This window comes from Azotobacter armeniacus (assembly GCF_054779355.1).
On sequence record NZ_BAAGYK010000116.1, the window covers coordinates 1 to 14,240 of the forward strand.

A 14,240-nucleotide genomic window follows, 5' to 3' on the forward strand; every position below is an offset into this window, starting at 1 on the left:
TCGATCCGGCACAGATCATTGCCTGGTCATGTTGGCGAAGGGCTCATCAGGCCGGGGCCAGGCGGGCTCATCTCATTTCAAAAATGCAACTGTAGTGCTAGGGCTTTCTGTAGCTGCGCGTCCTTAGCGTTGGCCAACTTCATCGAAATAGGCAGCGAGCGCTCCGAATGTGATGGCGCCAGCGCCAGACGGATTGCTGCTCAGTAGCGCAGACACATACGCTTCATGGATGGGCTGGTTTTCTGGCGATACCGAGCGCAGGACTGCGGCCAACTCCGATGCCAGCATGGGCGGGTTAATTACGCTTTCTTCCGCCCACTCTGCGGCGATCCTATCCAGCCTGACGCGGCCCTGCCGTGAAGTCATCCCGCCTCCCCAGGCGCTCCCCATTGAATAGATCGACCAGCCGGGCGGATGGGGAACCCGCTTTTCGCCCCGTCGGGCTAGGCTGGCCGGTAACTCGGTGTCTGTATGAATCGACAGTGATGGCGCATTATACCCGTACTTTTCGCATGGGTTACGCCGGATTGGGAATCGGTGGGTATCTGGTCGGTTATGCGCGCTTGAGCGTCACCACGTTGGTTCCGGTGGTGTTTACCAGGGCGTCGAAGTCGGCGCGCTGTGCCGGGGTCATTCCGGCTTCCAGTGCGTCCAGATAATCGGCATACCACTGGAGCATGGCGCGGCGCTGCTCCAGGTAGGCGGCTTGGTTGTAGACGCCAGCCACGCCTTGCTCCTTGTGCGCCAGCAGGGCTTCCACGAAGTCTTTTTCCCAGCCGTGCTCCCTTAGCAGGGTGCTGGCCATGTGGCGGCTGCCATGCCCTACCAGGCGGCCCTTGTACCCCACCTTGTTCAGCGTCAGGTTGATGGTGTTTTCACTGATGACGGGCTTCTTTGCACCGATGCCGGGGAACAGGTAGCGACCGCGCCCGGTCATGCGGTGAAGCTCGCGCAGAGCCTCCAGGGCTTGCCGGCACAGCGGGGTGACGTGATCCCGGCGCGCTTTCATCTTGTCGGCGGGAATGCTCCACAGGGCACGCTCGAAGTCGATTTCGCTCCACTCGGCATAGCGCACAACACTGGGCCGGCTGGCCGTCCACAGCACAAGCCAGGTGGCGACACGAGCCGGGGTGCGGTTGGTGCTACGGCGCAGGGCTTGCAGGAAGGCCGGCAACTCAGGCTCCAACAGGTGCGGGTATTGCCTGGCCTTCGGGGTCGGTGCGGCGATCGCGCCCAGCTCGCTGGCCGGGTTGTTCTCGCACAGGCCACGGGCAATGGCCTGGCTGAATATCTGGCGCAGGGCGACGCGAATCTTGTCGCGGGTGTTCAGCGCGCCTCGGGCCTCGATGCGCTCCTGTAGGTCGGCGCAGGAGCGGCGGGTGATTTCGGTCAGCAGCTTGTCGCCCAGGGCGGGCAGCACGTCGTTGTCCAGATAGCCGCGCATGAGGCGCAGGGTGCTGTCGGCGCGTCCGTCCTGCGCCTTTCGCTGAAACCAATACTCGGCAGCGGCGGCAAAGGTGTTGGCGCTGGCTACCTCCTTGGCCTCTCGCTGGGCGACCTTGTGCTGTACCGGATCGGTGCCGCTGGCCACCAGGCGCTTTGCTTCCCGCGCCTTTTCACGGGCCATGGCGCCGGACAGATCGGGATAGCCTCCCAGCCCGTGCCAGCTCCATTTGCTGTCCGGCTTCTTGTAGCGCAGTTCCCAGGACTTGGTGCCGTTGGGCTTCACCCGGAAGTACAGGCCGTCGCCGTCCAGCTCCCTGTACGCAGTGGCTTCCGGCTCCAGACTGGCCAGGGTGGTATCGGCCAGGGGGCGGCGCTTGATCTCGCTTCGCTTCACTTCCTTGTATGCCTAAGTTCGAGTTACACGGAAGCATACAAGGAGGCATACACGGTGCCTAGGCATACACGGGAGAACGCGGGAGAACTCAGGCACAAAAAAACCGGCTACAAGGGCCGGTTTCTCTGGGTTTGCGGCGTTTCCGGGGGAACTTGGGAGCATCCGAAAACATAGTATTGGAGCGGGCGAAGGGAATCGAACCCTCGTCATGAGCTTGGGAAGCTCAGGTAATGCCATTATACGACGCCCGCGAGCGGTGCTCTTTTTACCAGAAGCAGGCCGGCAGGTGAAGTGCAATCTTCCCCCTCAAGGCTTTCTCTCCCGCAATAAAAGCATTCGTACTAGACCCGGCTTGCCCGGAGCGATAACCGCACGCTTTGTATCATCGCCGCCGATTACTCTGGAAACTCGCCAGAAGCCCGTGCCATCACAGTTACAGACCTTCCAGGCCGGCGGCGCCTGCAGTCTGCCGCCCGGCACCTTACCCCTGAGCGATTCCCAGTAACTGACCGAATTAACCAATTGGTACAATTTATCTGCAAACCTCCACCACCCTAATAACAATGGAGAATCGCGTGACACACACAATCCTCGTGCTCAACGGCCCCAACCTCAACCTTCTCGGCACACGCGAGCCAGCCACCTACGGACGTGAATCCCTGGCCGACATCGCCGACCTCTGCGCACGCACTGCCGAGGAATGCGGTCTGGCCGTGGAGCTCCGCCAGACCAACCATGAGGGCGAGTTGATCGAGTAGATCCACCTGGCCCGCGGTCGCTGCGCCGGCATCCTGATCAATCCCGCCGCCTGGACGCATACCTCGGTCGCCATCCGCGACGCCCTGATCGCCAGCGAACTGCCGGTCATCGAGGTGCACCTTTCCAACGTGCACAAACGTGAGCCCTTCCGCCACCATTCCTTCGTGTCGGACATCGCCGTCGGTGTGATCTGCGGCCTCGGCAGCCATGGCTATCGCCTGGCCCTGCAACATTTCAGTCAGCTTCTGAAGAGGGATTGAGTCCATGAGCGCCAAACCGCAAAGCATCCTGGCTGGTCTGATCGGAGCCGGCATCCAGGGCTCGCGCACCCCGGCCATGCACGAGCACGGGGGCGATGCCCAGGGTATCCGCTACCTGTACCGACTGATCGACCTGGACAAGCTCGGCGCGAGCAGCGAGGCTCTGCCGGAGTTGCTGAGCGCCGCCCAGCGCATGGGCTTCACCGGCCTGAACATCACCTTCCCCTGCAAGCAGGCAGTCATCCCGTTGCTCGATGAGCTGTCGGCGGAAGCCCTCGGCATCGGCGCGGTGAACACCGTGGTGTTCAAGGACGGCAAGCGTATCGGCCACAATACCGACTGCCAGGGCTTCGCCGAGGGCCTCCGCCGCGGCCTGCCGGGAGTGGCGCGCAAGCGCGTGGTGCAGATGGGCGCCGGCGGGGCCGGGGCTGCTGTGGCCCACGCCCTGCTGCAGGCCGGTGTGCGCCAGTTGACCGTCTTCGACGTCGAGCCGAGCCGCCAACCTGGCCGCCAACCTCAACGCCAGCTTCGGTGCCGGCCGGGCGATCGCCGGCAGCGATCTGCCCGCCGCCATGGCCGAGGCCCAGGGCCTGGTCGATACCACGCCGGTGGACATGGCCAAGCTGCCGGGCATGCCCCTGCCGGCCGAATTGCTGCACGCCGGCCTGTGGGTGGCGGAGATCATCTACTTCCCGCGGGAAATCGAGCTGCTGCGCACCGCTCGCGCCCTCGGCTGCCAGACCCTCAATGGCAGCAACATGGCGGTGTTCCAGGCAGTCAAGGCGTTCGAGCTGTTCAGCGGCGCCCAGGCCGATGCCGGACGGATGATGGCGCATTTCGCCAGCCTAGATTGAGGTCCGGCATGAAAAACAGACCGCAGGCGCTCCGTCAGGCCGCGCATCGGCCTCAGCGCCGTCTCCGCGGTAAGAGATCTCCAGACCAGTAGCCCCCAGCCCGCGCAAAACGCGGCTGCCTCACTTTCCCCAAAACCGGCCTGAAGCCCCTCTCACGCCATGACATACCGAATCACCGCCTCGCAGATTATCTCCCTGTGCCGTGCCTTGGTCTGTGGCTCGCCGAGGTCAAGCTGGTGGATCGTCGAGAAGGTGTAGCGGTTGGACACGCGGAAGAAGCAGAACGAACTGATCAGCAGGTGCAGATCGAGCGGATCGATGCCGGCGCGGAACACGCCCTCGGCGACGCCACGGGCGAGGATCGCGGCAATTTCGGTGACAATCGACTTGCTCAGAGAACGGATCACCTGCGATTGGGCGATATGCTCGCCGTGATGGATATTCTCGATGCTCGCCACCCGGATGAAGTCGACGTGGACGTCGTGGTGGTCGAAAGTGAACTCGATCAGCCGGCGGATCGCCGCCTCCGGATCCAACTCGTCGAGCCGAAGTGCGGCCTCGGTGGCGCGGGTATCGCCGTAGAGCTTCTCCAGCACGGCCAGGTAGAGCTGCTCCTTGCTGCCGAAGTAGTAGTAGATCATCCGCTTGGAGGTGCTGGTACGCTCGGCGATGGCGTCTACCCGCGCGCCGCTCAAACCCTGCTCGGCGAACTCGCGGATCGCCGCGAGGAGAATGCCCTGGCGGGTCTTTTCCGGGTTGTTCTTGCGGGGCTGGCGGAGACGCACAGCAGGGTCGACGACAGGCTTGGTGTCCGGCATGGAGGGGGCATCTTGCATGAGAAGAATGACCGCCATTATTCATGGCCGCACAGCAGGAGAAAAGCCACGACAGAAAGGCCGTGGCTTTGCCGCCTCACAGCTTGGACTTGCTGTGCCCGCTGCGCGCCTGGGCCATGGCCGCCAGGCGCACGGCGACGTTGGCCGCCCCGTAGCCGGCGTAGTCCTTGCGCTGCAGGATCTCGAAGAAGAAACGCTCGGCGAACGGCTCCGTATAGACATGGAACAGCTCGCCGCCCTGGGCGTCGCGGTCGTAGAGGATGTTGAAATAGGCCAGCTTGCTGAGGAAGTCGTCGTCGAAGTCGAAGCGTGCGGCCAGATCGTCGTAGTAGTTCAGCGGGATCTCCAGCAAGCGCACGCCGGCCTCCTTGGCCCGTTCGACGGCGGCGAAGATGTCGCCGCAGACGAAGGCGATGTGGTGCACGCCGGAACCGCGATAGGTGGATAGCGAGCGGGAGATGGCCGTGTTGCGGTTCTCCGAAACGTTCAGCGGCAGGCGCACCGAGCCGCAGCGGCTGCGCACCGCACGGCTCTTGACCAACCCATAGGGGTCGGGCAGTACCACCTCGTCGTCGGCCTCGAAGTCGAACAGGCTCTTGTAGAACAGCACCCAGGAATCCATGGCCTCGGCCGGCAGGGCCATGGCCACGTGGTCGATGCGCTCGAGGATGCCGCCGTCGGCAGCGCCCTTCAGCTCGAAATCGGTCTCATAGATGCTGTGGCCTTCGGCATCGCGGTCGACCAGATAGATCAGGCTGCTGTCCGGCGCACGCACTGCGGGAATCTCGCGCTCGTTGGGGCCGACCAGGCCGCGATACGGCTGGCCGCCGAAGCCGCAGGCGCGCTCCAGCGCCCGATGGCTGTCACGCACCTGCAACGCGGTGGCGCACAGCGACGGGCCGTGGGCCTCGAAGTAGCCGTGGGCGAAGGAATACGGTTCGGCGTTGAGCACCAGGTTGATGTCGCCCTGGCGCAACAGGCTGACGTTTTTCGAGCGATGCCGGCCGGCCTCGACGAAGCCGAGGCGGGTCAGCCACTGAGTCAGCCGGACGGCATGGGTGTCGTCGACGGCGAACTCTAGGAACTCGATGCCGTCGTAGCGACTGGCCGGCGGCGGCGCGAACAGCTCCCCGGGCTCCACTGGCTGCCCCTGCTGCTCTAGCAGCAGGCGAGTCTTCTCCTCCAGGTAGAGCAGCGAGCGGTAGCCGCCCACCGCGTTGCTGCGGGTCGGTGCGGCGCGAAAGCCGTCGTTGAAGATCTCCAGCGACAGCGGGCCGCGGTAGCCGCTCCTGAGAATCGGCGCGAGAAAGCCTGGCAGGTCGAACTCGCCCTGCCCGGGGAAGCAGCGGAAATGCCGGCTCCACTCCAACACATCCATGGCCAGTAGCGGCGCGTCGGCCATCTGTACGAAGAAGATCTTTTCCCCCGGCACCTCGGCGAGGGCGCTCGGATCACCCTTCAGCGACAGGGTGTGGAAGCTGTCGAGGATCATGCCCAGGCTGGAGTGATCAGCTTCCCTGACGAGATCCCAGACCTGCTGCCAAGTGTTGACGTGACGGCCCCAGGCCAGCGCCTCGTAGCCGATGCGCAGGTTGCGCGCGCCGGCACGCTCGGCGAGCAGCCGTAGGTCGTCGACGAGGATCTGCCGATCGCCGAGAGAGTCGCCAGCGACGTTGCTGCACACCAGTACCAGATCGGTGCCCAGCTCCTGCATCAGGTCGAACTTGCGCTCGGCGCGGTCAAGGTTGCGCTCCAGGCGGTCGCGGCGGCAGCCCTCGAAGTCGCGGAACGGCTGGAACAGGGTAATGGCCAGGCCCAGGTCGGCCGCCAGCTTGCGCACCTCGCGCGGGCTGGCGCCGTAGTAGAGCAGGTCATTCTCGAAGATCTCCACGCCGTCGAAGCCGGCGGCGGCGATCGCCTCGAGCTTTTCCGGCAGGGTTCCGCTGAGCGAGACGGTGGCGATGGAAAAGTGCATGAATCCTCCACATTGGAGCAGTCGGCCACCAGCGGCTGCCGAAGCCATATGGCGGGCAGGTCGGACTGGCGAAGGGGGGAATCCGGAACAATTATTAGGCGGCACTTCGAGTCGATCAACACAAATGTACCAAACAGTTAATTATTGGTGCGATTACCGCACCAAAGCGCCCCCCCCCGATTGACCCCTCCGTGGGCAGGCGGCAACCATAATTCCCTATTTGGGACCATGCCAGAGCCTCCCGATTCCAACAATAATTTCAAAAGGAATTTTTCGATGCCGCGCATTTCCGCTTCACCGCCTCTCCGTTATATCCGTTTCCCAGCGCATCCCCGCTGATCGGGCTTTCTATCGACAATTGAGACCCTGCCGGCCCCCTGCCAGCCAAGGACCATCGCCTTACCCCCCTGCCACCCCGTGTCTGGCCGGAGGAGCTGCTCATGCCTTACGAAAACCAACGGAGAACGGCAACAACGCCACCCGCAGCAAGGCCGAGGAGTGGACCCAGAACTTCATCCTCGACCTCAAGTCCGGCTACACCGAAGGCCCAGTCGGCTTCGGCATCGACGTGCTCGGCCTGTACTCGCTCAAGCTCGATGGCGGCAAGGGCACCGGCGGCACCCAGCTGCTGCCGCTTGACAAGGACGGCAAGCCCGCCGACCAGTTCGGCCGCCTGGCCATATCCGGCAAGATGAAGTATTCCGAAACCGAACTGCGCGTCGGCGAATGGGCGCTGGTGCTGCCGATCCTGCGCTCCGACGATGGCCGCTCGTTGCCGCTGATCTTCCGCGGCTCCATGCTCACCTCCAGGGACATCAAGAACCTGACCCTGTATGCCGGCCACATCACCGGCAACAGCCCGCGCGACGACGGCAGCATGGAGGACATGACGCTGTTCGGCACCAGTCCCTATACCAGCGACCGCAAGTCGGACGACTTCGACTTCGGCGGTGCGGAGTACAGCTTCAACGACAAGCGAACCACCGTCGGCATGTGGTATGCCCGCCTGAAGGACATCTACAAGCAGCGCTACGTCCAGTTGCTGCACACCCAGCCGCTCGGCAACGACTGGAGCCTGGGCGCCAACATCGGCTACTTCGACGGCGAGGACGACGGCAGCGCGCTGGAAGGCCATCTGGACAACAAGGTGCTGTCCGGACTGTTCTCCCTCAAGTACAACGCGCACACCTTCTACCTGGGCCTGCAGCGGGTCAGCGGCGACAGCAAGTGGCTGCGGGTCAACGGCACCAGCGGCGGCACCCTGGCCAACGACAGCTACAACTCCAGCTACGACAACGCCCGCGAGCGCTCCTGGCAGCTGCGCTACGACTACAACTTCGCCGCCATGGGCGTGCCGGGGCTGACCCTCATGACCCGCTACATCAGCGGCAAGAACATCCATACCGGCGCCGTCGACGACGGCGAAGAATGGGGCCGCGAGAGCGAGCTGGCCTACGTGGTGCAGAGCGGCGCGGCGAAGAACCTGACCCTGCGCTGGCGCAACACCACCATGCGCCGCGACTATGGCAGCAACAACCAGTTCAACGAGCAGCGCCTCATCGCCCAGTACCCGCTCTCTCTGTTCTGACTGTCACCGTTTTGCTTCTGCGAGGGTTTGACCCGCCTCCACGGCGGGCCTTTTTTGGTTCTTCGCAGGATCGCCGGGAAGAAGGAAGGCTTCGGCACGGCGCCGCCGAGAACAGCTCTCCCGACCCAACGAACAGACAACGGCCACGAACCAATGCCGCCAATCGGCGAACAAGCTCTGAAAGTCACCCCTTTCAAGGTCTTGCACTTTCCCATGGGGGAAGAGCCGGGGGAGTGAGGTTGATACCGCTTCGGTAGGAGCGAATTTATTCGCGATGCTTCTGCTCTTGCCGCCAATCGCAGATAAATCTGCTCCTACAGCCTTGCCGGCAAGCAGCCGATCGGCGTTCGGCCAAAGACCTTGAAAGGGCTGGCTCTGAAAGTCTCATGAAAGGCTGCTGAAAGCTTTTGTTACTAGCATCGACACATCGCCATCAGGACCACCCTGAATGCCGATAGCCCAAGCAGCCCCAGCGTGTGAACGGGGGCTCTTTCGATAACAACAACAATGCTTTCGAGGCCCCTTCCCCATGCTCAGACCCAGCCCGCCCCGGCAGTAGCCATCGCGCCGAAGCCCCCGAATGTGTAGACGTCCGCCATGGCGGAGGGGCGCCTGCATGCCCAGAAGTCACCTTTTCAGGAACAACAACAATGAGAATCACACTTGTTCGGCTCGTGAAGCCTTGCCGTATCGCGCTCCCCTTTGCGATAGCCGCATCCCTTTCGTCCGGCCCGCTCCAGGCCGCTTTCTTCGAAGATGCCAAGGGCACACTGAACCTGCGCAACTACTATCTGAATCGTGATTACGACCACGGGGCTACCCGGGGCAAGGTCGAGGAGTGGACGCAGAGCTTCATCCTCGACGTCAAGTCGGGCTACACCGAAGGTCCGGTCGGCTTCGGTATCGATTTGCTCGGGCTCTGGTCGGTCAAGCTCGACGGCGGCAAGGGCACCGGCGGCACCCAGCTGCTGCCGGTCGGCAAGGACGGCGACCCGGCCGACGATTTCGGTCGCTTCGGCGTCGCTTTCAAGGCACGTTATTCCGATACCGAAATCAAGGTCGGCGAATGGAATCCGGTACTGCCCATTCTGAGCTCGGACGACGGACGCGGCCTGACGCAGACATTCCAGGGCGGCATGCTCACCTCCAAGGAAATCAAGAATGTGACGATCTATGCCGGACAAATGCGCGAGACCAGTCCGCGTAACGATGCCAGCATGGAGGACATGACGATCGACGGCATTAAAGGCGGCAGTTCCGACCGCTTCAACTTCGGTGGCGTCGAGTACACCTTCAACGAAGGCAGGACCATGCTCAGCGCCTGGTTCGCGCAACTAGAGGACCTCTACAAACAGCGCTACTTCGAGATCCGCCATACCCAGCCGTTTAGCAAAAACGTATCGCTCAACGCCAAGCTGGGTCTCTTCGACGGCGAGGAAGACGGCCAGGCCCTCGCTGGCGATCTGGACAACAAGACCTTCTTCGGCCGCTTCGCACTCAAGGCCGGCAGCAACACCTTCACCTTCGCCTACCAGAAACTCACCGGCAAGGACCGCTGGCTGCAGGTAAACGGCACCAGTGCCGACCCCCTGCCCAACGACGTCTATGCCGGCCCCTACAACAATCCCAAGGAAGAATCCTGGCAGATCCGCCATGACTATAATTTCGCGGGCCTTGGCATTCCCGGCATGACCTTCATGAGCCGCTACATCGACGGCAGAAACGTGCACAGGGATGGCGTGACCAATGGCGAGACCTGGAGCCGCGAGAACGAACTGGCTTACGTCTTCCAGAGCGGCTCGCTGAAAAACCTCTCCGTCAAGCTGCGCAACTCCACCAAGCGCGCCAACTGGGGCACCAACACCAGCTGGAACGAAAACCGCGTGGTCGTCAATTATCCGATTTCGCTGTTCTGACTCTCCCTTCCATGGCCCGCCAGACAGGCGGGCCGGATTCCCATGCGCAGGCTGGCGACAGCGCCCTCGCCCGCCAGCAGGAGGCAGACCGGCGGCTCGCGGACATCGGCTCAGCCCAGCGATTCCACGCCCAGCTCGCTCCACACCGCCTCGGCCAAGTGGAAGGCCGCGTTGGCCGCCGGGATGCCGCAGTAGATGGCGCTCTGCATCAGCACTTCCTTGATCTCGTCGCGGGTCACGCCGTTGTTCTTCGCCGCCCGCAGGTGCAGCTTCAGCTCGCCCTCGCGGTTCATGCCGATCAGCATGGCGATGGTGATCAGGCTGCGGGTATGGCGCGGCAGGCCCGGACGGGTCCAGATGTCGCCCCAGGCATGGCGGGTGATCATCTCCTGGAACTCTTCGTTGAACGGGGCCAGGTTCTTCAGGCTGCGCTCGACGTGGGCGTCGCCGAGCACCGCGCGGCGCACCTGCATGCCGGCGTCGTAGCGTTGCTTTTCGTCCATTGCGGTACTCCCGCTCGGCTCGCCAGGAACGAGCAAAGCATTGATAGAGGCAGAGCAGATGGTGGAAAACCGCTGCGCGGGTTTTCCACCCTACGGCCTGCCGTATTTTCGTAGGGTGGACAACGCGCGGAGCGCTTGTCCGCCGCTGCCTCGGTGGGCAAGGCTGCGCCGTTGCCCACCCTACGCCCTGTGCTTACTTGAGGAGGAAATCCAGCACCGCCAGGGTGAAGGCCTCGCCGGCCTCGACGTTGGACAGGTGCGCGGCGTGGAACTCGACCAGCTCGGCGCCCGGGATGCTCTCCTGCATGAAGCGGCCATGCTCCGGGGTGGTCACCGCGTCCTGGGTGCCGCAGACGATCAGCGTCGGTACCGCAACTACACCGAGCTGCTCGCGGAAGTCGGCATCGCGCACCGCCGCGCAGTTGGCGGCATAGCCCTCGGGCGCGGTCTGCGCCAGCATGCCGACGATCGGCTCGACCTTGCCCGGCTGGGCGGCGGCGAATTCCGGGGTGAACCAGCGCGCGATCGAGGCGTCGCGCAGGTCGCGCATGGCCTGCTGGCCGCCCTTCTGCACGGTGTCGATACGAGTGTTCCAGACCTCGTCGTTGCCGATCTTCGCCGCGGTGTTGCACAGCACCAGCTTGTGCAGGCGCTCGCCGGCGTTGACGCCCAGCCACTGGCCGATCAGCCCGCCCATGGACAGGCCGCAGAAGGAAGCCTTGGCGATGCCCAGGGCATCCATCAGCGCCAGCACGTCGCGGCCAAGCTGCTCGATGTTGTAGGGACCCTGGCTGACCAGCGAATGGCCGTGGCCACGGGTGTCGTAGCGCAGCACGCGGAAGTGCTCGGCGAAGGCCGGGATCTGGGTGTCCCACATGCGCAGGTCGGTGCCCAGGGAGTTGGACAGCACCAGCACTGGCGCGCCCGTGGGGCCGTCGATCCGGTAGTTCAGTGCGCCATCGGCGAGTTGCACGGTCGGCATTGGAAGCTCCTTCAGCGGTGGGTGGCGCGGTGTTCGGCCACGGCACGGGCGACCCAGCGCTGCGCCAGGCCAAGGTAATGGGCCGGATCGAGCAGGCGGTCCAGCTCGGCGGCGGACAGCTCGGCCGTCACTTCGGCGTGGTCGCCGAGCACGGCGCGCAGGTGGCGGCCCTCGGCGACGGCCTGGCGGCAACACTGCTCGACCAGATGATGGGCACGCTCGCGGCCCAGCCTCTGGGCCAGGGCGATGCTCACCGCCTCGGCGAGCACCAGGCCCCGGGTCAGGTCGAGATTCTCGCGCATGCGCGCGGCGTCCACTTCCAGTCCCGGCAGCAGCAGACGGGCCTGCTGCAGCGCACCGGACAGCAGACAGCACAGTTCGGGCAGGGTTTCCCACTCGGCATGCCAGAGGCCGAGGCTGCGCTCGTGCTCCTGGGGCATGGCGGCGAGCATGGTCGCGACCAGACCCGGCGCGCGGGTGGCGGCGCCGATCAGCACGGCGGCGCCGACCGGGTTGCGCTTGTGCGGCATGGTCGAGGAGCCGCCCTTGCCCGGTGCCGACGGCTCGAACACCTCGCCGACGTCGGTCTGCATCAGCAAGCCAAGGTCGCGGCCGAGCTTGCCGAGGGTGCCGGCGAGCAGACCGAGCCAGCCGGCGAATTCGGCCAGGCGGTCGCGCTGGGTGTGCCAGGGCTGCTCGGGCAGGGTCAGGTCGAGTTCCCGGGCCAATGCCTCGGCCACCGGCAGGGCCTGGTCGCCCAGCGCCGCCAGGGTGCCGGCGGTGCCGCCGAACTGCAGAACCAGCAGGCGCGGCCTCAGCTCGGCCAGACGCTGGCGCTGGCGGGTGATGGCGCCGAGCAGGCCGGCGAGCTTCATGCCGAGGGTCACCGGGGTGGCGTGCTGCAGCCAGGTACGGCCGGCCAGGGGGGTGTCGGCATGACGCTCAGCCTGGACGGCAAGGTCCTCGGCCAGTTGCTCCAGTTCGGTTTCGAACAGCGCGACGGCAGCGCGCAGCTGCAGCACCAGGCCGCTGTCCATGGCGTCCTGGCTGGTGGCGCCCAGGTGCACGTAGCGCTCGGCCTCGGCATCCACGGCGGCGACCTGCCGGCCGAGGGCCTTGACCAGCGGAATCGCCGAGTTGCCGGCCGTGGCGATGGCCTGGGCCAGGGCGGCGACATCGAAGCGTTCGACCACGCAGGCGCCGGCAATCGGCGCCACGGCGGCCTCGGGAATCAATCCGACCTTCGCCTCGGCCCGCGCCAGCGCGGCCTCGAAGTCGAGCATGCCCTGCAGCCGCCCGTGGTCGGAGAACACCGCGCGCATCGGCGCGCTGGTGAAGTAGGCATCGAAGAGTTGGTTGCTCAAGTCGATTCGTCCTGAAACAGAAAGCGATGGCTGTACGGCCCTGCAGTCATGGTGGACAAGGCTGCGCCGTTGTCCACCCTACGCCGTAACCCACACCGCACCATTTCCGTAGGGCGGACAACGCGCGCAGCGCTTGTCCGCCAGCGGTGCCACACCGGGGCGTCGCGTCAGACGCGCTCGATGGCCAGCGCCAGCCCCTGGCCGACGCCGATGCACATGGTCGCCAGGCCCTTCTTGCCGCCGGATTTCTCCAACTGGTGCAGGGCGGTCAGCACCAGGCGCGCGCCGCTCATGCCCAGCGGATGGCCGAGGGCGATGGCGCCGCCGTTGGGGTTGACCCGGGCGTCGTCGTCGGCGAGGCCCAGCTCGCGCAGGCAGGCCAGACCCTGGGCAGCGAAGGCTTCGTTGAGCTCGATCACGTCGAAGTCGGCGACCGCCAGGTTCAGGCGCTCGCACAGCTTCTGCACCGCCGGCACCGGGCCGATGCCCATGACGCGCGGGGCGACGCCGGCGGCCGCCATGCCGAGCACCTTGGCGCGGGGCTTGAGGCCGTACTTGGCGATGGCTTCGGCGGAAGCCAGGATCATCGCGGCAGCGCCGTCGTTGATGCCCGAGGCGTTGCCGGCGGTGACGGTCTTGCCCTCGCCGTTGACCGGCTTGAGCTTGGCCAGGGCTTCGGGGGTGGTGTCCGGACGCGGATGCTCGTCGGCAGCCACCACGGTGTCGCCCTTCTTGCCCTTGATCACCACCGGGACGATTTCCTCGGCGTAGAAGCCTCCCGCCTGGGCGCGACCGGCGCGCTGCTGGCTGCGCAGGGCGAAGGCGTCCTAGATGCCGTAGTCCTCGGCCACGTTGTCGGCGGTCTGCGGCATGGCCTCGACGCCGTACTGGGCTTTCAGCAGCGGGTTGACGAAGCGCCAGCCCATGGTGGTGTCTTCGATCTTCATGTTGCGCGACCAGGCGCTGTCGGCCTTGCCCATCACGAAGGGCGCACGGGACATGGACTCCACGCCGCCGGCGATGGCCAGTTCGATCTCGCCGCTGGCGATGGCGCGGAAAGCAGTGCCCACCGCGTCCATGCACGAGGCGCACAGGCGGTTGAGGGTCACGCCCGGCACCGTCTCCGGCAGGCCGGCGAGCAGCAGCGACATGCCCGCCACGTTGCGGTTGTCCTCGCCGGCCTGGTTGGCGCAGCCGTAGAACACATCGTCGATGGCTTCAGGATCGAGCTGCGGGTTGCGCTCGAGCAGGGCTTTCAGCGGAATCGCGCCCAGGTCGTCGGCACGCACCGCGGCCAGCGCGCCGCCGAAGCGGCCGATGGGCGTGCGCACGGCGTCGCAGATGAAGACGTCGCGGCTCATTC

General features: G+C 65.1%; 8 protein-coding genes, 1 tRNA gene and 3 pseudogenes. 4 read left to right on the forward strand and 8 right to left on the reverse strand.

Annotated elements, in window-relative coordinates:
- Positions 1-553: 553 nt before the first annotated feature.
- Together ACYVD0_RS15245 and ACYVD0_RS15250 are read right to left on the reverse strand one after the other, a co-directional pair.
- On the reverse strand, positions 554-1,840 hold the full coding sequence (locus tag ACYVD0_RS15245) for a tyrosine-type recombinase/integrase (protein ID WP_460427596.1): 1,287 nt from the start codon (positions 1,838-1,840) through the stop codon (positions 554-556).
- Positions 1,841-2,017: 177 nt separating this feature from the next.
- Positions 2,018-2,091 (reverse strand) — tRNA-Gly (locus ACYVD0_RS15250).
- 312 nt (positions 2,092-2,403) lie between these two features.
- On the opposite strand from ACYVD0_RS15250, the pseudogene aroQ reads away from it, so the two are divergent.
- Positions 2,404-2,859: pseudogene (gene aroQ, locus ACYVD0_RS15255) on the forward strand (type II 3-dehydroquinate dehydratase).
- A gap of 4 nt (positions 2,860-2,863) precedes the next feature.
- Positions 2,864-3,713, forward strand: a pseudogene (locus tag ACYVD0_RS15260) (shikimate dehydrogenase).
- Between the two features lie 152 nt (positions 3,714-3,865).
- Here the strand turns inward: ACYVD0_RS15260 and ACYVD0_RS15265 are convergent.
- Both ACYVD0_RS15265 and quiC read right to left on the reverse strand, forming a co-directional pair.
- A complete protein-coding gene (locus ACYVD0_RS15265) occupies positions 3,866-4,531 on the reverse strand; it encodes a TetR/AcrR family transcriptional regulator (protein ID WP_460427730.1) in 666 nt (221 codons plus the stop codon).
- A 94-nt stretch (positions 4,532-4,625) separates the two neighbouring features.
- Positions 4,626-6,524, reverse strand: coding sequence for a bifunctional sugar phosphate isomerase/epimerase/4-hydroxyphenylpyruvate dioxygenase family protein (quiC, locus tag ACYVD0_RS15270; RefSeq protein WP_460427597.1), 1,899 nt, complete (start codon positions 6,522-6,524; stop codon positions 4,626-4,628).
- Positions 6,525-6,882: 358 nt separating this feature from the next.
- On the opposite strand from quiC, the gene ACYVD0_RS15275 reads away from it, so the two are divergent.
- On the forward strand, positions 6,883-8,112 hold the full coding sequence (locus ACYVD0_RS15275; RefSeq protein ID WP_460427598.1) for an OprD family porin: 1,230 nt from the start codon (positions 6,883-6,885) through the stop codon (positions 8,110-8,112).
- A 650-nt stretch (positions 8,113-8,762) separates the two neighbouring features.
- Positions 8,763-10,028 (forward strand): OprD family porin, encoded by a 1,266-nt coding sequence (locus tag ACYVD0_RS15280; RefSeq protein ID WP_460427599.1) that lies wholly within the window; start codon positions 8,763-8,765, stop codon positions 10,026-10,028.
- Between the two features lie 110 nt (positions 10,029-10,138).
- On the opposite strand, the gene pcaC is transcribed toward ACYVD0_RS15280, so the two are convergent.
- The 4 genes and pseudogenes from pcaC to pcaF all read right to left on the reverse strand — a co-directional run bounded on the left by pcaC (position 10,139) and on the right by pcaF (position 14,238).
- Positions 10,139-10,531 carry a carboxymuconolactone decarboxylase family protein gene (gene pcaC / locus ACYVD0_RS15285; RefSeq protein WP_460427600.1) on the reverse strand — a complete coding sequence of 131 codons (393 nt, stop codon included), beginning with the start codon at positions 10,529-10,531 and terminating at the stop codon, positions 10,139-10,141.
- 193 nt (positions 10,532-10,724) lie between these two features.
- A complete protein-coding gene (gene pcaD / locus ACYVD0_RS15290) occupies positions 10,725-11,513 on the reverse strand; it encodes a 3-oxoadipate enol-lactonase (RefSeq protein ID WP_460427601.1) in 789 nt (262 codons plus the stop codon).
- An 11-nt stretch (positions 11,514-11,524) separates the two neighbouring features.
- The gene (locus tag ACYVD0_RS15295) at positions 11,525-12,877 is read right to left on the reverse strand and encodes a 3-carboxy-cis,cis-muconate cycloisomerase (RefSeq protein WP_460427602.1); all 1,353 of its coding nucleotides are present in this window, start codon (positions 12,875-12,877) and stop codon (positions 11,525-11,527) included.
- A 167-nt stretch (positions 12,878-13,044) separates the two neighbouring features.
- Positions 13,045-14,238, reverse strand: a pseudogene (gene pcaF, locus ACYVD0_RS15300) (3-oxoadipyl-CoA thiolase).
- Positions 14,239-14,240 lie beyond the last annotated feature (2 nt).